The sequence below is a fragment of the Sphingobacterium sp. FBM7-1 genome, assembly GCF_020687765.1.
GTDB lineage: Bacteria > Bacteroidota > Bacteroidia > Sphingobacteriales > Sphingobacteriaceae > Sphingobacterium.
This window is the reverse complement of record NZ_JAJEWJ010000001.1, coordinates 971,090-994,035: the sequence shown is the minus strand read 5'-3', so window position 1 is coordinate 994,035 and position 22,946 is coordinate 971,090. Positions and strand designations below refer to the sequence as shown.

Below are 22,946 nucleotides of genomic sequence, written 5' to 3'. Positions count from 1 at the left end.
TATTTATGGCGTATCTTTTTTTCCGAAAATACTGAGGCGTATATACCTTCCCGGGCGCTCCTCTACATCTTTAATTAAATTGTCGAGGCTTTCGGATGCATTGTTGAGGTTGTGATAAAGTTTATCGTCGTTTAGCAATAAGCCAATTGAACCTTCACCATTGTTAATTCTCGTCGTAATGACTTCTACATTTTTCATTACTTGCGTAGCATTATCGATGGTCGCTTTGATTTCCGTTTTAGCCAAGTCATCCGATAAACTATCGAGATTCGTTAGAATATTATTGATTTTGCCATTATTCCGGTGGAAGTTATTGGTAATGGATTCCAGATTCTGCATAATCCTGGACATCCGGATCTTTTCCGATCCCATCAGCCCTTCGACATCATTCGTAATCGTCTCTATATTCTTTAGCGAAACAGAAATGCTGTGTAAACTGCTTTTAAAATCACGCTGAAATTCTTTATCCAGTGCCGTATTTACCGCCGACAAGACGGAGTCCAGTTTAACCACGAGATTCTCGACTTTCGCTTGTAACGGCTCTACCTTTTCCAATAAATTTGCCTGTACATCGGACAGAAGCGGGTCGCCGCTTTTGGCTAAGGTGGTGCTATTTCCCAATTCGAACACAATAGCTTTGCTTCCCAATAAGTCAGCGCTTACAATTCGTGCAACCGTATTGGAAGGTATGTCGAATTCATTTTTAATTTTGAAGTGCGTACGGATTTTGCCATTTGGTAAAAGCTGCATGCCCGAAACACGGCCAATTTGGTAACCGTTGACAACAACAGGTTTCGATATGGTTAAGCCATCCACATTATCATAATCCGTGTAAAACTCATGTTCACTGGAAAAAACATCGTTTCCTTTTAAGAAGTTATAGCCTATAAACAATAGGGCAAGTGCAACCACGGTGATGATACCGACTTTCGTTTCGTTTGAAATCTTCAAAATATGTCTAGCTAGGATAAAATAAAACCATTGTACGTTTAACAACAAACGAATTTAACAAATGTTTATCGTTCCGCTGCGGTTTTGTACGTTTTTATTGCGTCAAATAAGTTCTGGATGATTTCGTTTTGCCCAGCCGTAGAAAGCATGTAGTTTTCTTCCGTCGAGTTGCTCATGAAACCCAGCTCCGTTAATACCGCCGGCATTCCAGCCGTGGAAAGTACAGCCAGAGACTGCTCCTTTACACCGCGGTCGGGGCGTCGAGAGGTCGAAAACTTATCCTGCATAAGCGAAGCTAACTTAATACTCTCTCTACGGTACTGGTTTTTCATCAACTGGAAAACAATCATACTGGAGGGATCTTTCGGGTCAAAGCCCCCATAGTTTTCTTCGTAATTATCCTCTAATAAAATGGAAGCATTCTCCCGGATAGCCGCGTCCTGTTGCCCCAATCTACTATATCCACAAACCAACGTTTCGGTCCCTCTAGCAGGAGAGCGGCGCGTAGCTGCTGCATTACAGTGGATCGAGATAAAAAGATCCGCTTTGTTTTTGTTGGCTACCGCCGGACGTTCATATAAAGGTATAAATACATCGGTTTTTCGCGTATAGATCACCCTTACCCCAGGCAGTTCTTTTTCTATTTTTTTGCCCAATTTTAAGGCAACTTCGAGAACAATATCCTTTTCATTTGCCCGCAAACCCCGCGCGCCGGCATCTTTTCCACCATGTCCGGGATCCAATACGATGGTGCGGACGGGTTGACTGACGGCTGTCGGTTTCAGCGGTATAGCCGGTTCGGAAGAAGCGTTTGGTGTAACAGAAGAGGTAGTGAATGTTAACGTAAAAATCGTAGCAACAAATACGGTCAGCTTTTTTACATTTAAATTTCTGATCATGTGTATTATATCCTTATATATTTTCGTTTAAAATATCGTACAAAAGTACTTGAAATTATTTTTTATTAACGTTTGTCTGTCGTGCTTTCTAAATCTTTTTTGCCTATTTTTGCCGACAGGTAGTTTTAAATACACACAAAAATAGCATTCATAATTCACATTGAAGACGTTAACTTGTTTTTTCTGTAGCCTATTAACCCTGTTTGTGGCCATTTCGGCTTCCAATGCACAGGTCGATCCGTCTTCAAAAGCTACTTCATTAAACGCAAAAGATACCACATTAATTGTTGCAGACAGTATTAAAAATCTGCCCGATACTGCCGGCCTCGATAGTTTAACCAATTTGTCGGACACGACCCGAAATCATTTAAAAGAAACACAAGGGCAGGATACCGTCATGATGGAAGATGACAGCGGGTTAGAAACGATGGTGACCATTGTGGCAAACGATTCCTCCTGGAATGAGGTCAGTAAGAATATCCTTCACTTATATAACGGGGCGAAAGTTAAATATCAAGATTTTGAACTTGCAGCCGATTACATCCGGCTAGACAGGAATACCAACCAATTGTTTGCAAGCGGGGTATCCGATCACAACGGGAAGTACATCGGTCGTCCGGTGGTTATATTTCCTGGGGAAAGCCCCAAATCGGTCGACTCCTTGGTGTATGACTACAAAACGCGCGAGGGGAATACCTTCGGCATTATGACCGAAGAAGACGGCGCCTATATACAAGCACGGGTGGTTCGTAAAAACCTGTACGATGAGCTCTCGCTGCAGACGGGCATGTATAGTACCTGTAACCTACCTTTCCCCCACACACACTTTGGTATCCAATTTACGAAAGGGCTTTTGGCGAAAAATCATATTATTGTTGGCCCCGCGTATCTCGTCGTAGAAAATATTCCGATCAAGTTTGTTGCCGTTCCTTTTGGTTTTTTTCCCAAGAATAATAAGCGATCTTCCGGCCTCTTGTTCCCGTCTTTTGGAGAGGATGCTACCCGCGGCTTTTCGATCCGCGATATGGGATGGTACTTAGCATTTAACGATTACTGGGATTCGGAAATCAGAGGGAGTTTATATTCCAAAGGCGCATGGGAAGCGAGTATCCGTACAAATTATTTAGTGAATTACAAGTTCAGCGGTGGTTTTAACATCCGCTATGCGTCCACCCCCTCGGGCGTGGAAGGAACCGAAAATTACGGCGTGAACCGAGATTTTAACGTAACCTGGAACCATAGCCAACGACAAGAAGCCAATCCGGGAACTTCGTTCTCCGCTTCGGTCAACTTTGGTACCAGCTCTTATTTCCGAAATACGGGCTTTAACCAACAAAACTCGATCGAAGATTTAACCCGGAACAATATGTCTTCTTCGATCGCCTATGGAAAAGTATTTGCAGACGGGAAGGTGAATTTTACCGCCAACATGAGCCATCGGCAAGATATGGCATCTGGGCAAGTGAACCTGGAATTGCCGTCTTTCAGTTTAAACGTGTCTACGTTTAACCCCTTTGATTCTAAAGACCGGGTAGGGGATCAGAAATGGTACCAGCGGATTACCGTAGGATACAGCTTGCAAGGTCGGAATACCATTTCTACCGCAGATTCCTTGCTTTTTAAGAAAGCAGCGCTAAACGATTTTACCAACGGCTTTCAGCACAGCATCCCCATTAGTTTAAGTTTAAACGCATTTAAGTATTTTCAGTTTAATACCTCGGTTAACTATACCGAACGGTGGTATCTGCAAAGTGTACGCAAGCGCCTCGTAAACGAAGTCAATGGTTTCTCTGCAACACGGGATACGGTGAGTGGATTTGAACGTGCTTACGACTATTCCATGTCTGCCGGTCTTTCCACAAAGATTTACGGAATGTATCCCAAAATGGGGAAAGTAGAAGCCATCCGACATGTCGTCACACCATCCGTCAATATCAATTACCGACCTGATTTCTCAGACCCTAGTTTCGGGTTTTACCGGGACTTTGTCAACGATAACGGCGTAAACGAACGATATTCCATCTTCGAAGGAGGTATCTTTGGAGGTCCGGGAGCAGGCAAATCGATGGGTATTGGTTTCTCGGTCGATAATAATATCGAAGCTAAAGTCCGAAACAATAACGATACCACCGGCAATGAGGCCTTTCGGAAAGTGAAAATTCTGCAAGGTTTGACCTTTAGCGGAAACTATAACTTCATGGCAGACTCGTTGAAACTTTCAACCATTAGTTTCTCGGGGCGTACATCCTTGTTCAAAGAAAAGATAAACTTAAACTTTAACGGTACGTTCGATCCTTATATGGTCGACCAAGAAACAGGGCGGCGTATCGATCGGTTTGCTATTCAAGATGGAAGCTTAGCGCGTCTTACCAATTTCGGTTTGTCTTTTGACTATAGCCTGAACCCGAATGCCAATAAGAGTAGAAACAATAACCTCGACTCGCTTCGTAATCAGATGCCCAACATGACCGCGGAACAGGCAGATGCCTTGGCCCGTATCAGTACCAATCCAAATGCTTTCGTCGACTTTAATATTCCCTGGAACCTAAATGGCTCATTCAGTATGAACTACAATAAGTCCTGGAATTCTTCGGAACGGCGAATGATGAATAATCTTACCGCTACGGTTAATATAAACGGAGACCTAAACGTAACGCCCAAATGGAAAATACAGTTTAACACCGGCTACGATCTCCGGCAAAAAGCCGTTTCCCTGACCCGATTCAGTATCTATCGTGATTTGCATTGTTGGGATATGTCGGTCGGCTGGACGCCATTCGGGCAATACAAAAGTTATAACATTACCATTCGAGCCAAAGCGTCTATTTTGCAAGACTTGAAACTGACGAAGCGGGAAAGTCATTATAGTTATCGATAGTTTTTCTTTTTTTGCCTTAAAAAAAGAAACAAAAAAACTCGTGGCTTCGGATATTTGAGATAGGGGATCGTACTAAGGATGGATTTCTTCATACCTCAAATATCCGGATGCCACATTTAGGTGTTAATAGGGGGTGGTGCATTTTGTATAGTAATCGGTAGTTTTTCTTTTTCTCCGTGAAAAAGAACCGAAACCGACCGGAGGGAGCTCATGAACACCGAAATAAACACAGGTTCATAAACCTCGTGGCTTCGGATATTTGAGATAAGGGATCGTACTAAGGATGGATTTCTTCATACCTCAAATATCCGGATGCCACATTTGGGTGTTAATAGGGGGTTGTGCATTTTGTATAGTTTATTAATTATGTATCGTGTATTATTTGTACAACGGGTTAACTGTATAGCGTATTAAATTTATGGTGTTTTATTGTACAGCGTATTATTTGTACAACGTGTTAACTGTATAGCGTATTTACTTGTATAGCTTATTAATTATGTATAGGTGTATTATCTATATAGCGTGTTAATATTATAAAAGCATGAAAGCAGAAATTATTACAATAGGAGATGAGTTATTAAACGGACAGGTGGTCGATACGAATTCGGCTTGGATTGCGAAGCGTTTAGGGGAGTTGCATATCCCTGTCATGCATATCACTTCTATATCGGATAAGTCTGATGCTATACAGGAGGCGTTGCGGCACGCGGAAGCGCGTGCGGATGTAGTTATTATGACGGGTGGGTTGGGGCCAACGCGAGATGATATAAGCAAAGCGACTGTAGCGGCTTATTTTGGGACAACGCTTGTACGCGATGAGGCAGTATTGGCGCATGTAGAAGCTATTTTCCATCGTAAAGCAGGGCGCGTGATGCCTGCGATGAATAAGGGGCAAGCCGATGTGCTAGCGAATAGCACGGTGCTGTTTAACGATGTTGGTACTGCACCGGGTATGGCGGTCAGCCGGGACGGTAAATTTTTTGCTTTTTTGCCGGGCGTGCCCTTTGAGATGAAGTTCTTGATGGAAAACCGCGTCTTGCCTATGTTGCGCGATACCTATAAAAGTGATACCTATATCTACAATAGTTATTTATTGACGGTCGGGATCGGTGAATCCCATCTGGCACAACAAATTGCGGACATTGAAGACACTTTTCCAGACCATATTACATTGGCTTACCTGCCGAGAATAGGCATGGTGCGTTTGCGTTTTACCGGTGAAGGGGAGGATTTGGAAGCACTGACGAGTGCCGTCGAGGATCTGAAGGATCAGGTTGTAAAGCGTGTAAAAGACCACGTAGTTTCCTTAGATAACCGATCGTTCGAGGAAGTCTTGGTGCATACGTGTAGCGCAGCAGGTGTGACACTTGCCACGGCCGAAAGCTGCACAGGAGGAACGATTTCTGCCCAGATTACAGCCGTTCCCGGGGCTAGCCAAATGTTTCAAGGGGCTGCCGTGGTGTATTCCAACCAAGCCAAGATGGATGTATTGGGCGTTTCATCAGATACACTCGTCCAGTATGGTGCCGTGAGTGAACCTACTGTTCGCGAAATGGCCGAAGGCGCGCGGCGGGTGTTTGGAACGGATTATGCTATTGCTACAAGCGGTATTGCTGGTCCGGATGGCGGAACCGAGACAAAGCCGGTGGGCACCGTATGTATCGCCGTGGCCGGAAAATCCGAAACACGAACCCAGACGTTCTACTTTAAAAACGATAGAGCGATTAATATCGAACGTTCAGTAGCAGCCGGATTGACGATGTTTTGGGATATGCTGAAATAAAATTCTAAATTTGTCTCCGTATAAAATATTATGTTTTGTTTAATCAGATTTGTTAGATTAAATGTTAATTTAGTAAATCATTCAACGAACTTAGATCAATATGGGTATATATAAAGTGGTGCTTCCCAGAATGGGAGAAAGTGTCTCCGAGGCGACCATAACAAAATGGGTGAAGGCCATTGGAGATTTGGTAGAGGAGGATGATCCGATTGTAGAAATAGCGACCGATAAAGTAGATTCCGACGTTCCTTCTCCGGTGATGGGGAAGCTTACCAAAACCCTTTTTGAAGAGGGTCAGGTTGCACAAGTGGGCGACGTGATTGCTTGGATCGAAGTTGAAAATGACATAGCGGAAGAGGATTCTGGATCTGAAGAAGCGGAGGAAAAAGCTTCCATCCCCCCAACGGAAACCAATACGGATACGGCCTCACCAGAAGATGCTATAGTTGGTATTCCGGGCACAGAACTTTTGAACCGCGAGCCACAAGATAAAACCGTTATACACTCCGGACTTCGCTTTTATTCTCCTTTAGTCAAGAATATTGCGCAAGAAGAAGGGCTTAGCCAAGCGGAGCTGGATAGTATATCCGGTACGGGAGCCGAAGGAAGGGTTACAAAACAGGATATTTTAGCGTATATCGAAAAACGCACCGATAAAGAATCCGTAAGGGCATCCAGCGAACCTGTGTCTCAGCCAGACAAAGAACAGGTTCAACAAGTGGAAAGCCCTTCGTCGAGCTCGCAAGCGGCAGAAGCCCCGAAGATAACGACACCCGGTGATGAAATCGTGGAGATGGATCGTATGCGCAGAATTATAGCGGATCACATGGTTCACAGCGTTAAAACGTCACCGCACGTGGCCTCTTTTGTCGAAGCCGACGTCACCAACCTGGTGAATTGGAGAAACAAAATAAAAGATAGCTATAAAAACCGGGAAGGCGAAAACATCACCTTCACACCAATTTTCATTGAGGCGATCAGCAAAGCGCTACGTGATTTTCCGATGGTTAACGTTTCCGTAGACGGAAATCATATCATCAAACGGAAAAATATTAATATCGGTATGGCCGCCGCATTGCCGTCAGGTAACCTCATCGTGCCGGTCATCAAAAACGCCGATCAATTAAGTTTGGTAGGGCTTAGTAAAACGGTCAACGACCTGGCAAATCGGAGTCGGCAGAACCGGCTAAAACCAGATGATACGCAAGGAGGTACATTTACGTTTACCAATATCGGTGCTTTCGGTAATATCATGGGGGTTCCTATTATCAACCAACCCCAAGCGGCTATTTTAGCTGTGGGCACCATTAAGAAAAAGCCAGCCGTGTTAGAAACCGAGCAGGGCGATGTCATTGCAATTCGTCACATGATGTACTTGTCGATGTCCTACGATCATCGAATTATCGACGGAGCATTAGGCGGAACGTTCTTGAAGCGTGTGGCCGATTATTTAGAAAACTGGGATACAAATCGAGAGATTTAAATTATAAAAAAGGGCGTGTAAAATACACGCCCTTTTCATTACTTGATATTGTTAATCGCGTCTTGCTCCCGTAATTTGTCAATATTGTTTTTATCACTGTATTCGTCCGTCTTCTCTTGGAAGGACTCCAGAATCTCCCGTATGGCATCCGCATTATCTGCCGTACGTTGATAGATGTCTGGAATTTTGGATTCGATAATTTTATCGCCCAACTCGATATTGTCCACTTCAATCTTGCCTATCTTTTCTAAAACAGCCTGCTGACTATTTCGTACGTCTTCCAGTTCTCTGACAATTTTTGCCATTAAATCGAATTTTTTCAATTTGTCCATATCACATTTTGTTTTAGTTTCTTATAATAAAACGTGTTTGTAGATAATTTGTTTTAAAGCTATTTAAAGCAACTCGTTGTCAAATTCATCTATTCCTGTTGCGCGTACCGGAAATCGATACGGAAAAAAATAGAGAAAAGGTGTAGATTTTCGCCAAATTTAGGGATCCCCAAAAAAAGTTTTGGCTCAAATCTACACCTTTATAAAGTGCTATTTGAGCTGATTTACAGCTGAAAAACTTGGTTCTTTGTAGGTTTAAGGCCGTTTTAGATCGAGCTCAGGAGAAAAAACGGCGCCAAAAACACCTAACTGTTTTTGTAAAATAAGTAAGTGTTTTTCGAAAACAAGTAGGTCCTCGACAAAAGTAAGTCATTATTCTACTTGGCGAGGTAGTTCGCTCGTAAAAACAGATCATTACGCGAGTCGGCAAAGTAATTAGTCACGCCAAACAATAATCTTCGTCAGCAGGAAAGGTAGTTGTTCCGCTAGAAAAGATAGCTGTTTGAGACAAACAGGTAGTTTGCCGGTGAAATCAATTCTTTAAATGCGCAAACGAGCTCACCGTTTCGGCGCGGAAGCTAGTTCGCAAGATAGCGACGCTAGTTTATGGACCAAATGAGCTACGCCAAAAAGAGAATTAATTAGTTATCGGTTCAAAATCACTTGTTCTTTGTGTAAAATAACAAGCTGGATGATGGTCCTTCTTATGAAAAATGAGCAGGAAGGCTGTATTTTCGGATAATCAGTAAATGAAACGCTTCCGTTTGGGAGGTGTATTTCCGATTGCCAATGCACCACGTTTTTGAAAGATTGGTGAATGAGCCGAATAAAAGCTTCAATCGGCTCATGGTGTTAAAAGAATGATTTACCCAAACCGATCCATCCGCTGCCGGATTATGGCACGATAGCGGAAATACAAGAGTATCGAAGAGGTGAGCAATCCGAGTGAAAGCCCATACCATACGCCTTGCACGCCGATGTTGAGGTAAACGCCCAAAACATATGCCGCCGGGATGCCGACAATCCAGTAGGCAATAAACGTAATTAGTGTCGGAATATTGACATCGCCCATTCCGCGCAGAACGCCCAATCCGACAACTTGCGTGCCGTCAAACAATTGGAACAGCCCAGCGATAATGAGGAGCTGCGCCGAGATATGGATCACGGATGGGTCATCACTGATTATTCGCGGTAAATATTGGTTAAAGACGGCAAAGATCACCGCACAGATGAGCATAAAGACGATCACCAGATGATAGGATACCGTTGCAAACTTTTTTACGCGGAACATGTTGCGTCGGCCATAACTATGACCGGTCTTAATCGTTGCCGCAGAAGCGATACCACTGGCCATCATATAGGTCATAGCAGCCAAAGTAATAGCCACCTGATGGCTGGCCTGTTCCACCGCGCCGATCTTTCCGGCAATAAGAGATGCCGCCGCAAAGGACCCTACCTCAAATACATATTGCATCGCCATCGGGGCGCCGATTTTAAAAATGCCCTTGATTCGCGAAAGCTCCGCGTGAAAAAAGGAAAATGCCTTTGTGTATAGACTGAACCGTTTGGAGCGTAAGACATAAAATGACATCGCCAGCATCATCAAAACACGGTCAATTAACGTAGCATATCCCACGCCTACGATGCCCATCGGTTGGATCCCGAACATACCTTTTACAAAGACAATGGCCAAGACCACATTCAGTACATTACCCCAGATCGTGATGTTCATGGCCTGTCGCGTAAAGCCGAGCCCCTCCGCAAATTGTTTGAACGTGTTAAACGCCATCAAGGGGATAATGGAAAACGTCAATACCAATAGATAAGGTTTGGCCGTTTCTACCACTTGAGGGTCTTGATCCAGATGTTCCATTGCGTACGTCGAGCCGAAGCTGACCAGCCCGAATAGCACAACAGCAGTAGCCACATTCAACCAGAGACTACTGGACAACAACTTGCCACAAGCTTCTTTGTCGCCTTTGCCGTTAGCTTGAGCAACGAGTGGGGTTAACCCGTAGGAAATACCCAGGCCAATCACCATGACCACAATAAAGACCGAATGCACCAACGAAACGGCTGCTAGCGGAATCGTTCCGGCAAACTTGCCTACTACAATGGTGTCCATGGTTTGCACCAGCGTATGCCCGAACTGTGAAATAATAATAGGGCCTGAAAGCGCAAAAGCACTCCAATAAAAATGTTTATTTTGTTTGTAGTAATGCTGTAACATAGTATTTGAAGAAGCCAAAGTTAGTGGTTTTTTACGGTCAATTTTTTTGTTGCTTTTTTTTGAGGTTAAAAAAGTAAAAAGACTTACCTTAGTTGCTTGTAAAGAAAGATTAAAAGGAGAAGGATAGCATGACTTTAGGATTCTTGAATATTGGAACACAGGAAATGGTGTTGATTGTGATCGTCATTTTGCTGTTGTTTGGTGGGAAGAAATTGCCAGAATTGGCTAGAGGCTTAGGCCGCGGGATACGTGAATTTAAAGATGCATCGGACGGTATAAAACGGGAGATTTCCGATCAGATTAATAATTTTGAGAAGGATCTGGATGTTACGGTAGACGATGCACCTTCCGCTAAAACAAAATCCGAGACCATCTCGGAACAGATTAATCAGCAAGAATCAGCAAGCAACGAGGGCGCAGCCTCGGAAGAGGAAACCAAAAAAGCGTTTCCGACATTCACGACGCCCGAGCATAGCGTGCAACATCAGCGTGGCGATCGCCCCGCTTCAGACGATCAGCATTACACCTATGGGTACGATGACCATTTCGCACCCGAAGATAACGATGCAGAGACATCACCAGGAGAACCTACACCAAATAATACGACGGCTACCGACAAGGAGCAGCCTAAAAATAGCTAATTTATAATTCAATAATATCCACTATACAAGCTGTCGGTAAACGCCTACAGCTTTCTTTTTTACTTTATTTAAAACATGGCATACGAAATTATTCTTTCGCAAGAATTGGGGGTAAATAGCCGTCAGGTAACCACTACCATCGGTTTATTGGACGAGGGTGCAACGGTTCCATTTATTGCCCGCTATCGTAAAGAGATGACCGGTAGTCTGGATGAAGTGCAAATCACCACGATCCGTGACCGTATACAACAATTACGCGATCTGGATAAACGCCGCGAGGCTATTGTGAAATCGATTACCGAGCAAGGGAAATTGACTCCGGAATTGGAACAGCAGATTCAGGAAGCGGAGACTATGGCCATTTTGGAAGATATCTATCTCCCGTTCAAGCCTAAGCGTAAAACCCGTGCATCGATGGCTAGGGAAAAAGGACTGCAGCCGCTTGCAGATAAGTTGCTATCGCAAGAAAAAATGGATGTGCAGGACGAAGCTCAAGCATTTATTGACGAAGAGAAAGGCGTAAAATCAGTGGAGGAAGCCTTAGCAGGTGCCCGGGATATTATTGCAGAGCAGATTGCCGAGGACGCAGAAGTCCGGGCAAGTACGCGGAAGATATTTCTAGAGAAAGGCTCATTTGTTTCGCGTGTTGCGCCGGGCAAGGAAGAAGCCGCACTCAAGTATAAAGACTATTTTGAATGGTCGGAGCCCCTCAAAGACGCTCCTTCTCACCGCGTGTTAGCAATGCGCAGGGGCGAAAAAGAAGAAATGCTCTACCTCGATATCGCCGTGGACGAAGAAAGCGTGCTTTCTAGTCTTGAAAAAATATATGTGCGTGCCGCAAACGAAGCTGCCGCACATGTGCAAATCGCTTTGCAAGACAGCTATAAAAGACTCTTAAAACCCTCGATGGAGACAGAGGTTCGCGTACTTACCCGTCAAAAAGCAGACGAGGAAGCCATTCGCGTATTTGCCGATAACGTCCGTCAATTATTACTAGCGGCACCGCTCGGACAAAAGCGGTTGTTGGCAATCGATCCGGGCTTCCGGACGGGATGCAAAACGGTGGTACTGGATGCGCAAGGAGCGTTGTTGGAAAACACGACCATATTCCCCCATAACGGTGCGGGTGGACAAGCAGAAGCCGCAAAAACGATCGAACTCTTGGTAAAACGCTACGAAGTAGAAGCGATAGCGGTTGGTAATGGTACCGCGGGACGCGAAACAGAAGCGTTCGTACGTCAGTTAGGATTAGCCAATGTTACGGTGGTAATGGTCAATGAATCTGGCGCTTCGATTTACTCGGCGTCCGAAGTTGCACGAGAAGAGTTTCCGGACTACGATATAACCGTTCGTGGCGCCGTGTCGATCGGTAGGCGCTTGATGGATCCCTTGGCCGAACTGGTGAAAATAGATCCCAAATCGATTGGTGTAGGGCAATACCAGCACGACGTGGATCAAAACAAATTGCAAACTTCGTTGGACGATACGGTAATTTCTTGTGTAAACGCGGTAGGTGTAGAACTCAACACCGCATCGAAGCAAATTTTAGCCTATGTGTCTGGATTGGGGCCATCGCTTGCCCAGCAGATCGTTAACTATCGGATAGCCAATGGACCCTTTAAATCTAGAAAAGAATTAAAGAAGGTGCCTCGTTTAGGCGATAAGGCTTTTGAACAAGCGGCAGGTTTCCTTCGTATCCGCCACGGCGAACATCCATTAGATGCTTCGGCTGTCCATCCCGAACGTTATGCGCTCGTGGAGCAAATGGCCAAAGATCACCAGGCAGCGATTTCGGATTTGTTAACCGATGCTGATTTGCGCAAGCAGATCGATTTGAAGAAATATGTCTCGGAAGAAGTTGGACTCCCGACATTAAATGATATTATCGCGGAGTTGTCTAAACCAGGGCGTGATCCACGGGAACAGTTTGAAGAATTTAAGTTTACCGATGGCGTGAACAGTATCAGCGATTTACGCATTGGTATGAAATTGCCGGGTATCGTGACCAACATTACTAATTTTGGCGCATTTGTCGATATCGGTGTGCATCAAGATGGCTTGGTGCACCTCAGCCAGTTGGCTAATCGTTTTGTGTCCGATCCGAATGAGGTCGTGAAGGTACAACAACATGTTATGGTAACGGTAACCGAGATTGACGAAAAACGGAACCGTATCGGGCTTTCTATGAAATCGGACGAAAAGCCAGCTCCGCGCAAACGTTCGGACAACCAGCGGAAAGCAAAAGCACCGGAAACCGATATGGCGAGTAAATTAGCGGCATTGGCCAGTAAGTTTAAAGCATGATAGGATGACATTCGAAGATTTTAAACAGACATTCTCCGGAGAGCTACCTCCTCAAAATTTATCGGTACACCTTCAAGCGCTTTGGTACGATGCAAAAGGGGATTGGCAGACCGCCCATAACTTGATTGATCATCTGGAAGATCGTACCTCGGCACATGTGCATGCTTACCTGCACCGTGTCGAAGGAGATTTATGGAATGCCGGGTATTGGTACAATCGTGCAAAACAGCCGGAATACCAAGGTACACTGCAAGCGGAGTGGGAGAGTTTGGTGCAGATGTTGTTGGAAGGTTAATCCTCTTCCCGCTTTTTACGTTCATTCCAGATCCAGAGCTTTCGCCAAAATTCGGACAGGGAGTTGAATTCCTGCCGGTAAACGAGGCCCACGGCGCTGATGTAGTCGCTATACGGTGTAAATAAGAAGTTTCGGGTATTGAGCCGGTTATAGGCTCTCAATACGAGATTGCCGTCTTGGCGTAGTCGAAACGTGACTTCGGCGTCCGTAGCGATCTGGTCGGAGAACAGCATCAGGTCGTTCAGTTGATTTTTACTGCGGTCGGTGACTCCTCCCGTAAAGATCAAACGGTCGTCGAAAAAGCGCAAGGAAGCAGAAGCATCGTTAAACGAACGGATATTGAGGTCTAAGAAGTGCATATTGAGCGATTGCGAGATAATGCTGTTCAGCTGGTTAAATGCGATCTCCGTCCCCGCAGACAGTAGGGTGTTATTCACTTCTCTTCCGAACTCCTGCGTCGATGCTGGCGTGAAGCTACGCCGGACGATTAAACTGATCGCCTGTTGGTTGACGTTGTTCACATCGCTCAAATAGCCTTGTAGTTCATCTTTGACATACGGCGTCTGCGGAAAGTTCAGGTCGAAAGAGACATCCGGCTGGGATAAGGTACCTTTCAATATCATGTCGGCCTGTGCTAAGATGCGGTCGTTATTTTCGGCGCGACCGGCGGCGTTGTAAAGGGGTGCAATGGATGTGCGTTGTTGATAGGTGGCACTCAGGTTCACGATCGCTTCGGCAGGATTCCCCGCCCAACGGATCGTTCCGCCTTCTTTCAGATCAAAGAACTTGTTGAAAAGGTCTTGCGCCGTAAAATGGAGTTTCCCCGAGATAACATGGTAATCACCGAACATCTCAAAGTCGCCTAGACTGGATATCCGCAAGGAAAGATCGCCCGTACCTAAGCCAGTTAACGAGCCGATATTGTTTTCCAGGTTAATTTCTGCATCAGGCGTCACATTGATGTCCATGTTCATGGTTAAGCCCTGAAAGAGCTTTTTCGAAACAGGTGTGGCTTGTTGAGCAGAATCGGGGTTGATAAAATAGAAGAAGTCGTTATCACTTACTTTTAACGAAGTGTTAAAAGGTAAGGTAATAACCGTGTTGGGGTTAGGCCGGACGTCAATATCCATCACCATCGCACTGGTGGGGCCGTTAAAACGGAACATGCCCGTCGCATATGCCGTACCGAAAAAAAGCTCGTTATCTTTCCTACTGGTGTTGAGTATCTGGAAGTTATTAGCGGTCACTTCGATAGCTAGCGAGGGATCACTCAGGGTATTGAGATTGATTTCTCCATGCGCACTGGCGGCAGTACCTCGGATATCATTGATCTGCAAATCCTTTAAGAAAATAGTGTTGTCCTGAATGCGGGCGTATTGATCAGCGATATGATACCGCGTCTGTAAATAATTGACCAAAAATGCGGCTTCCTTAATATGGGCTGTTCCGCTAATTCTGGGCCGAGAAATAGTGCCGCGTATTGTCACATCGCCACTCATTGTACCATATACATTGGAGACAAGTGTTCGGAGAAAAGGTTGGACGACCCCCAGATCCATCTGGCTGACGCTTCCTTTTAAATCGAGGGCATCATCTTCTGCGTGTAAATCATACGAGCCACTTAGCGTAATACCATCCCCGTCGACATCCAGCAATTTAGAGTTTAGTTGTACCAGTCCTGTCTGTGGGTCAAAATCTGCGTTCACTTCCAGGTTTCCGATCGGAAGACTGTTGTAAATGATCGGTGTGGTGGAGATATTTGCCGATAGCATAGGCGACCCGAACGCCGAATGAATTTGAACTTCTCCACTCAGTTGACCGAGTAAATCTATGCCCAGTGGTCGCGTAATGCCCGACAAGGAAGTAAGGCTGAAGTCTTTAAACGCGACATGGAGTTTATCATTTTCGTTGGAAAGGATGCCATTTAAGCTAACTTGTTGCCGATCTCGAGTAATATGGAGGTTGTGAAGGTATAGCTTACCTTTTGAAATCCGTAGGTCTGCTTCCTGATTTACTTCCCAGGCCTCTTTATTTAATACGATCTCCGATTGATCAAACCGAATGTTAGCCGGTTGATTGTGTGCGAAATGAATGTTGCCGTTTAATTTAAGATAGTTCGGTCGATTAGTTTCCGACAACGATATCTGGAAATTCAAGCTGTCGTTGGCCAGTACGTTCTTGATGGCGATTTGGTCTACGTAAGCCGAGTCTGAAAAGCTAAAACGATCCGCTCGGATGTCTAACGAAAATGCCCGATCGTCCGCATTTTCCGTGAGTACAAGGTTCGTGATTTTCATGCCCTTGTACGTCACTATCGGACTAAAAGCGTCGAAATTAGCCGTGTAGTTATCGGAAGAGAACCTTGCTCGTAGCCGTGCGCCATCATCTAAGGCTAAATTGGGGTCGAAAAGTGCTGACAAGGGAGCAAAAGACTTCACATCGATATGTAGATCAAAATTCTGCGGATTGTAGGGACTTTGCTCCAGATTGATTGCAGGGGCGTAGCGCATGGCAAGCGATCGGAAGTAAGCGCCTATGCTCGACAAATCGATCTGGCCCGACATAACACCGTCCAATACATCCGATTTTAAGGTTAATTGTTTGGACTGTTCGTCACCTTCCGACTCGAAATCCAAATAGTTCATCACAAACTCGCCGCGACTCGTTCGAAATTGCAGATGGTCTGACGTAAGCTGACCATTCAGCGAGTTGAGGGAGCTTCCGTGCATTTCTGCCTGCAGGTTCGATTGGCTGACCACCACACTATCCCTGTCGTAAAGGTTAAGTCTTTTTAGATCAAGATGATCCAAGGTCGCGTTCAAGCTGTATTTTGGAATCGTGTCTCGCCAATTTATTTCACCATTAAAGGCCAGTGCTGCATCTTTATCATCAATTTCGCCGCTAGCGAACAAAATATGGTCTACCATCTCGCCTTCAAAATCGACGTGGCGATAAGCATGATTTTTGAAAATTAAATGGGATAATTGGCCCTGCGTACTTAAATGTACGGATTTTGCGTCACCTCCCTGCCCATCGAATTGCAGATCAACGCCCGTTGTGCCTATTTCGTCCACGTGTATAAACGCTCCCAGATCAAAGGACGTGGACTGGACTTTGCCGGCATACTGTAAAGTGGGCTTTATGTGAATTTTACTTTCGGTGGACAGCGATCCCAGTACGGTGTTTATGGTGCCGTCCACATCAAAGAGATGATAGAAGCCATGAAGCTCCCCTTGATAGGATATCGTTTCTAGGCGATGAAGTTGATCGGGAAGTGAAAAGCTCACCTGATTCGATAAGGCGGGTACAAGCGCTTCCACATCTTTCGCGGAGGTTTGTAAATCCGTTAAGGAAAAATCGAACGTTGTTTGTTCAATCCTGGGTAAACCGTCTATGCTAAAATTACCCCGTAAACTGGTTTGTGTTGCGGTTTTCAGGTAGACGTCGCGCGCCTGGAGATGCTCAACGGTGCCCGTTACAGATGCCTGTATAATATCCGTTTTGAAACGTACGCCAGCCATCGCCGGAGCAAAAAACTCAATGTCGCGGGAGTCCACGTAAGCCTGATGAAGGTTACCTTCCAACCGTACTTTTTTTATAAAGTCGGAGAAGTCCGCAAAGCGATCGTAATGGAAAGCGAGATAATTCCCTACGCTTGACCGATTGGTATGCAGGACCAGATCGGTAAATTCCATGGTGGTATTGGATACATAAGATTTGGCGCTGAATTCCTGCAGGTAGAGACCGCTTTTTTCTTTGAACGTGAGGTGTCGTACATCGGCTTGCACCGTGCTGTCGCTGTAACGAATCGCTTTGAAATCGCCGGAAATCGCCGTCAAGTCTAAATCACTGAAATCCACGCCTCGGTTATGGTGTTTAAAGCGGTGATCGGTCAACCGGAAACCGTTGTTATGCAAGGTTACCCGTTGCAAGTCCAGTTGTAGGTTGGTTGTTTCCTCTTTTTTTTCTTCCTTCTTAGGGGAAAAGTAATCAAGCAGAAAACTGAAATTTGTACTGTCTTTGTATATTTCGTAATGAATCGTCGCACTGTCTAAGGTAAGCTGTTGAACAGCAATTTGCTTGTTCCATATTTTTATTAAGGAAATGCGGGCGGTGGCACTTTTAGCCGATAGCATGCGGTTACCCTGCCGATCGTTGATAAAAAAGTTATGTAACTCCAACGAACGGAACGGTTTAAAATATACTTTTTCTAACGAGATATCGGCCTGGAGTTCTTCACTTAGGTAGTTGGCCACTTTTTGACTGAGGTAGGTCTGTACCGTCGGATAACGCAACAAAAAAATACCCGCTACCGTTAGCAAGACGATGCTAAGCAGGGTAATCCACGTTATTTTAAGTATTTTTTTGATATTTTTGTATTCTATTTAAACATTGTGCAATGGCTATTATCCTCGCTATCGAGTCTTCCTGTGATGAAACTTCTGCCGCTATCTGTATAGACGGTGAAATTAAATCAAATATTATTGCTAGTCAAGCGATTCATGCAAAATATGGAGGGGTTGTACCCGAATTAGCATCGCGTGCGCATCAGCTGCATATTATTCCCACAGTGGATGAAGCCATTCAACAGGCAAAAATACATAAAAATGATGTGGAAGCGGTAGCTTTTACGCGCGGTCCAGGACTTTTAGGCGCTCTTTTGGTGGGTACCTCCTTTGCCAAATCTTTTGCCTTAGCCCGGCAGATTCCACTGATCGAAGTTAATCATATGCAAGCCCATATTCTTGCCCATTTTATAGAAGATCCAAAACCCAGTTTTCCATTCTTGTGTCTAACGGTATCGGGCGGACATACACAGATTGTGCTCGTAAAAGATTATTTCGATATGGAGTTGCTCGGCCAGACGCTGGATGACGCTGCTGGCGAAGCTTTTGATAAAACCGCTAAAATTCTTCACTTACCCTATCCTGGCGGGCCGTTAATTGATAAATATGCGCAGGAAGGGGATCCAAAAGCTTATACATTGCCAGAGCCACAGATTCCCGAATTGAACTTCAGTTTTTCTGGACTTAAGACGGCTATTTTATACTTAGTGCAAGCCGAAGAAAAGAAGAACCCAGATTTTTTGAAGGAGCATATGGCCGACATATGTGCTTCGGTGCAACAACGTATTGTTTCTATTCTCTTAAACAAACTCCAGAAAGCAGCTAAGCAAACCGGTGTACGGAATGTAGCAATTGCGGGCGGTGTATCGGCCAACTCGGGCTTACGACAAGGTTTATTAACGATGGGCAGTCAGTATGGTTGGAACGTGTTCATTCCCAAATTTGAATACTGTACCGATAACGCTGCTATGATTGCGATCGCTGGTTACCATAAATACTTGCGAAAAGAATTTGTCGGGCAAGATGTGGCTCCTTTGGCGCGGATGCACATGTAGTCAAAAGGCGCGTTACCTTCTTCCTATTGTTATCATTTTAACAACTACTTTCCCAATTGTGGTATTTTTATTGCTAGTACTTGCATCGTTTCAATAGATCAATATTGAATCAAACAAAGTGCTACTAAAATTAATATCATATGAACGTAAGTAAAAAAGACAATTCAAGATGGTTACACGTTGCTATCTCTTGGGGAGCTAGTATCGTTATTATTGGGGTCCTCTTTAAAATATTGTATATCGGAGGATCATTCGCCAACTATATGATCGGTATCGGTTTAGCCGTTGAAGCCTTTTTGTTTTTCTTAATGGGATTCAATCCCCCGCCTAAAGAGCCGGCTTGGGAGCGCGTATACCCCGAATTAGACGAAAACTATCGCGGCGAATTGCCCCAGCGATCGGTTGCGGTCAGTCCTCAACCTGTTAGTCCGTCGGCCACCGAAAAATTAGATAAGATGTTTGCGGATGCACAGATAGAGCCTGCATTGATTGAAAATCTGGGAAGAGGCCTACGGGATTTCGGCGACAAAGTTTCAGCGATCAACCAAATATCGGATGTCTCGTTTGCTGCTACGGAATTTACAGAAAAATTGAAACAGGCAAGCTCTAAGTTTGACAACCTGAGTCTCGCCTTTGAAAAAGCATCGGCAAATCTGGTCGCCATGTCCAATACCAACGCGGATACAGCGGGTTACCACCAGCAAGTAGAAAACCTAACCACTAACCTGAAATCATTGAATCAGATGTACGAACTCGAATTGCGAGATTCTGCTTCCCACCTACAGTCTATGAATCAATTCTACGAGAGCTTAAGTCATACCATGAAAAACTTCAATGAATCCCTCGATGATTCGAAGGCATTTAAGGAGGAAGTGAATAAGTTGGCGAAAAATCTGTCGGCCCTGAATACGGTATATGGCGGCATGTTGACGGCCATGAACCAGCCACGGGTGTAATTTATTCGGATGAACATCATTTTATAACTAAAAAGGAAAAGAATGGCTTACGGAAGAGAGACGCCAAGGCAACGCATGATCAATATCCTATATTTGGTATTGCTAGCCTTACTCGCATTGAATGTACCAAACTCCATATTAGATGCTTTTAAAAATATCAACGACAGTCTGGAAGCATCTAAAACCAATGTCGACAATTCTGTCGAACAGTTGTTTGCTGCATTTGAGCAGACAAAATTGAAAGAAGAACCAGAACGGGCCAAGCCCATCTACGAACAGGCCAAACAAGCAAGTGCAGTGGTGGAGGAATTGGAGACCTACATTAATGAATTGAAACAGGAGTTCGAGAAACAGGGTGGAGGATATGATGAAGATACTGGTGACTTGGTGCGCCGGGAAAATGCAGACATTGCTCCGCATCTGATGATTAATGGGAAAAGAGGTGCCGCATTAAAAGATAAAATAAACGACACCCGTGAGAAGTTATTGTCGTTGCTAAGTGAAGACGACCGTAAATCGGTTTCATTCTCTTTGGAAGCGAAAGATCCAGAGAAGGCCGCTAACGGCAAACGAAAATGGGAGGATATCAACTTCGGCAGTGGCACCCCCCTGACTGCTGCTATGACCACGCTTACGAAGATCCAAGTCGACGCGCAAAACGCCGAATCGGATGTCGTGAAGCTTATTTTAGGTAAGATGGATCAGGCGGTGGTGAACTTGGATAAATTTGCAGCGGTAGCGGTAGCCCCTACATCTTATCTTGTACAAGGGCAGCCATACACGGCAGAAGTGTTCTTAACAGCTTCAGATTCTAAGTCGGAACCCGTTATTAGTGTCAACGGGACGGCGCTGCAGGTCGTGGATGGAAAGGGAGTTTATACCGTCCCTACCAACCAAGAGGGGATTTTCACTTGGTCGGGAACCATTCAAGTAAAGCAAACGGACGGAACCATCAAGGAATACCGTACGCCGGAGCAGACCTATCAGGTGGCGCGTCCATCGGCGGTGGTTTCGCCGGACAAAATGAATGTGCTTTATATCGGGGTCAATAATCCGATTTCTGTTTCCGCACCGGGTACACCGACGAATAAGATCAACGTCAGTATGAACGGGGGAGGCGGACGCATTGCGGGATCGGGCGGAAAATATAACGTGACGGTAAGTTCTCCGGGAACGGCGCGTATATCCGTATCCGCAGAAGTAGCACCGGGCAAAACCCAGACATTGAGTACAACGGAATTTAGGGTGAAACGGATACCGGATCCGATTGCCAAATTCGCGGGAAAAACAGGTGGTACAATGGCAACCGTGGCGCTTAAAGCGCAGAATGCTTTATTTGCTACATTGGATAACTTTGACTTTGACGCCAAATTCAAGGTCACCAAATTCAGTATGATTATCGCCAAACCACGCGCGGATGCGATCGTGCTTTCTACGAATGGAGGTACGTTGAGTTCCAGTATGAAATCGGCGTTAAATGGTATAGGCCCAGGTACACGGGTGATATTTGATAATATTATAGCGGTCGGTCCGGATGGTTCGCCCAGACAGTTAAATGCGGTTGCACTAACCGCTAACTAATAAGTTGTCCGATCTATAAAAATAAAAATGCCACTCCTTTTTCGAGTGGCATTTTTTATAGGTATGCGTAAATGCATAGCTCCAATTATTCCAATTCTTCTGTTTCCGATGTCGGGTCTTCCTCCATCGTATCCGTTGTCGTGGAGGTGTCCTCTGTAGATGGCTGGTTATTTTGTTTTTGCGCGGACGGCTGATAATTCTCTAGCTCTTCGGGATTAACACCTTTTGGTGCTGACCAGAGGCGTTCTTTGTAGGCTTCCAGTTTATCCTCAATTTGTTGCGCTTCTTGTCTTTGTTCCAAGACATTCTCTGCATATTGGGCTTCTTGACGCATCGCGCTAGGGGAAGACTCGCGGATAATCGTGCTGGCGAACTTCCGTTGAACGAACAAGTCATCCATACTCATATCATACAGTCCTCTATCCGGGTCAGAAACGTCTACCTTAACCAGTGTGTAACGGAGTTGGGGAAAATACAACCAAAATGCCGGTGTTGAACCTACTGCCTCGGCTAATTCGGCCGACGTAGAGATGTCCATCAAGGGGGCTACGCCGATGATGCGTGTTTCCAAACGGCCCCGTTGTTTGTCAAAGAATATATCCTCTTTGATCCGAAACTTCGTCACGCGTTGTGGATTAAACTCATTTAAGGTCATCTGTGCATCAATCTGGTTTCCTTCTTCGTCAAAAATAGGGACCAACACACTGTCGGCAAACTGTGCCACACCTTGGCTAGCGGTCATTTTTGTTTTAAATGTATCATCTTCTGGGCTGTAGGGCGTTAATTTGCCTTCGTTTATCCCCTGCATAATGGCTTCTATGAGCGAAGCCCCCGGAATGGCGTAAATATAATTCTCTTCATTGGACAAATCGATGTCTCGCCATACCCGTTTGTAAAAACGGATATTTTTCATATTTACTTTTGGGTAGGCAAATGGAACGGCATCTTCCAAGTTGTTCGCCTGATAGAAACCGTCCGTTACCGGTATGGTATCGGTCAATATCTCTTGATTGCCCGTGTCGTACAATGCATTCTGCTGTCCGTTGTCCAGCAGAACATCTTGTGTAAGTGTATCAAACACGGTCGTGTCTTGTTGCGGTTGAATATCGACCAGTTGTTGTGCTATCGTATAGTTAAATCCACCGATTAAAGCGATGGTGATCAATGCTTTCATCTCTCCTAATTTTATATTTCTAAATCCTATTCACTCTT

General features: G+C 45.0%; 15 protein-coding genes. 9 read left to right on the top strand and 6 right to left on the bottom strand.

The window, feature by feature from the left end:
- Positions 1 to 3: 3 nt before the first annotated feature.
- Both LKO28_RS04570 and LKO28_RS04565 read right to left on the bottom strand, forming a co-directional pair.
- Positions 4 to 951 carry an MlaD family protein gene (locus LKO28_RS04570; RefSeq protein WP_227693509.1) on the bottom strand — a complete coding sequence of 316 codons (948 nt, stop codon included), beginning with the start codon at positions 949 to 951 and terminating at the stop codon, positions 4 to 6.
- A gap of 65 nt (positions 952 to 1,016) precedes the next feature.
- The gene (locus tag LKO28_RS04565) at positions 1,017 to 1,850 is read right to left on the bottom strand and encodes an N-acetylmuramoyl-L-alanine amidase (RefSeq protein ID WP_227693508.1); all 834 of its coding nucleotides are present in this window, start codon (positions 1,848 to 1,850) and stop codon (positions 1,017 to 1,019) included.
- Between the two features lie 160 nt (positions 1,851 to 2,010).
- Here LKO28_RS04565 and LKO28_RS04560 point away from each other — a divergent pair, with 160 nt between their 5' ends.
- The 3 genes from LKO28_RS04560 (at position 2,011) to LKO28_RS04550 (ending at position 7,994) form a co-directional block, all read left to right on the top strand.
- Entirely contained in the window at positions 2,011 to 4,728 is a 2,718-nt protein-coding gene (locus LKO28_RS04560; protein WP_227693507.1) for a putative LPS assembly protein LptD, read from the top strand.
- 541 nt (positions 4,729 to 5,269) lie between these two features.
- On the top strand, positions 5,270 to 6,511 hold the full coding sequence (locus LKO28_RS04555) for a competence/damage-inducible protein A (protein ID WP_227693506.1): 1,242 nt from the start codon (positions 5,270 to 5,272) through the stop codon (positions 6,509 to 6,511).
- A gap of 100 nt (positions 6,512 to 6,611) precedes the next feature.
- Positions 6,612 to 7,994, top strand: coding sequence for a dihydrolipoamide acetyltransferase family protein (locus tag LKO28_RS04550; protein WP_227693505.1), 1,383 nt, complete (start codon positions 6,612 to 6,614; stop codon positions 7,992 to 7,994).
- 38 nt (positions 7,995 to 8,032) lie between these two features.
- Here the strand turns inward: LKO28_RS04550 and LKO28_RS04545 are convergent, their stop codons facing one another.
- Complete coding sequence (locus LKO28_RS04545; RefSeq protein ID WP_227693504.1) at positions 8,033 to 8,326, bottom strand: hypothetical protein; 294 nt, start codon at positions 8,324 to 8,326, stop codon at positions 8,033 to 8,035.
- A gap of 865 nt (positions 8,327 to 9,191) precedes the next feature.
- Positions 9,192 to 10,556, bottom strand: coding sequence for an MATE family efflux transporter (locus tag LKO28_RS04540; RefSeq protein ID WP_227693503.1), 1,365 nt, complete (start codon positions 10,554 to 10,556; stop codon positions 9,192 to 9,194).
- A 128-nt stretch (positions 10,557 to 10,684) separates the two neighbouring features.
- Between LKO28_RS04540 and LKO28_RS15520 the strand changes: the two genes are divergently transcribed.
- The 3 genes from LKO28_RS15520 (at position 10,685) to LKO28_RS04525 (ending at position 13,796) form a co-directional block, all read left to right on the top strand.
- Complete coding sequence (locus LKO28_RS15520; RefSeq protein ID WP_317206608.1) at positions 10,685 to 11,197, top strand: twin-arginine translocase TatA/TatE family subunit; 513 nt, start codon at positions 10,685 to 10,687, stop codon at positions 11,195 to 11,197.
- A gap of 75 nt (positions 11,198 to 11,272) precedes the next feature.
- The gene (locus tag LKO28_RS04530; protein ID WP_227693502.1) at positions 11,273 to 13,501 is read left to right on the top strand and encodes a Tex family protein; all 2,229 of its coding nucleotides are present in this window, start codon (positions 11,273 to 11,275) and stop codon (positions 13,499 to 13,501) included.
- A 4-nt stretch (positions 13,502 to 13,505) separates the two neighbouring features.
- A complete protein-coding gene (locus LKO28_RS04525; RefSeq protein ID WP_227693501.1) occupies positions 13,506 to 13,796 on the top strand; it encodes a hypothetical protein in 291 nt (96 codons plus the stop codon).
- Here the strand turns inward: LKO28_RS04525 and LKO28_RS15515 are convergent.
- Positions 13,793 to 18,157, bottom strand: coding sequence for a translocation/assembly module TamB domain-containing protein (locus tag LKO28_RS15515; RefSeq protein WP_317206609.1), 4,365 nt, complete (start codon positions 18,155 to 18,157; stop codon positions 13,793 to 13,795). The two genes, LKO28_RS04525 and LKO28_RS15515, sit on opposite strands and share 4 nt — an antisense overlap.
- 38 nt (positions 18,158 to 18,195) lie before the next feature.
- Between LKO28_RS15515 and tsaD the strand changes: the two genes are divergently transcribed.
- From tsaD to gldM, 3 genes are all read left to right on the top strand, one after another.
- Positions 18,196 to 19,197, top strand: coding sequence for a tRNA (adenosine(37)-N6)-threonylcarbamoyltransferase complex transferase subunit TsaD (tsaD, locus tag LKO28_RS04515; protein WP_227693500.1), 1,002 nt, complete (start codon positions 18,196 to 18,198; stop codon positions 19,195 to 19,197).
- A gap of 140 nt (positions 19,198 to 19,337) precedes the next feature.
- Positions 19,338 to 20,153 (top strand): gliding motility protein GldL, encoded by an 816-nt coding sequence (gene gldL, locus LKO28_RS04510; RefSeq protein WP_227693499.1) that lies wholly within the window; start codon positions 19,338 to 19,340, stop codon positions 20,151 to 20,153.
- A 42-nt stretch (positions 20,154 to 20,195) separates the two neighbouring features.
- Positions 20,196 to 21,734: a gliding motility protein GldM gene (gene gldM, locus LKO28_RS04505; RefSeq protein ID WP_227693498.1), complete on the top strand. Its 1,539-nt coding sequence runs from the start codon at positions 20,196 to 20,198 to the stop codon at positions 21,732 to 21,734.
- 85 nt (positions 21,735 to 21,819) lie between these two features.
- Here gldM and gldN read toward each other — a convergent pair whose 3' ends face one another.
- A complete protein-coding gene (gene gldN / locus LKO28_RS04500) occupies positions 21,820 to 22,908 on the bottom strand; it encodes a gliding motility protein GldN (RefSeq protein WP_227693497.1) in 1,089 nt (362 codons plus the stop codon).
- Positions 22,909 to 22,946: the final 38 nt, after the last annotated feature.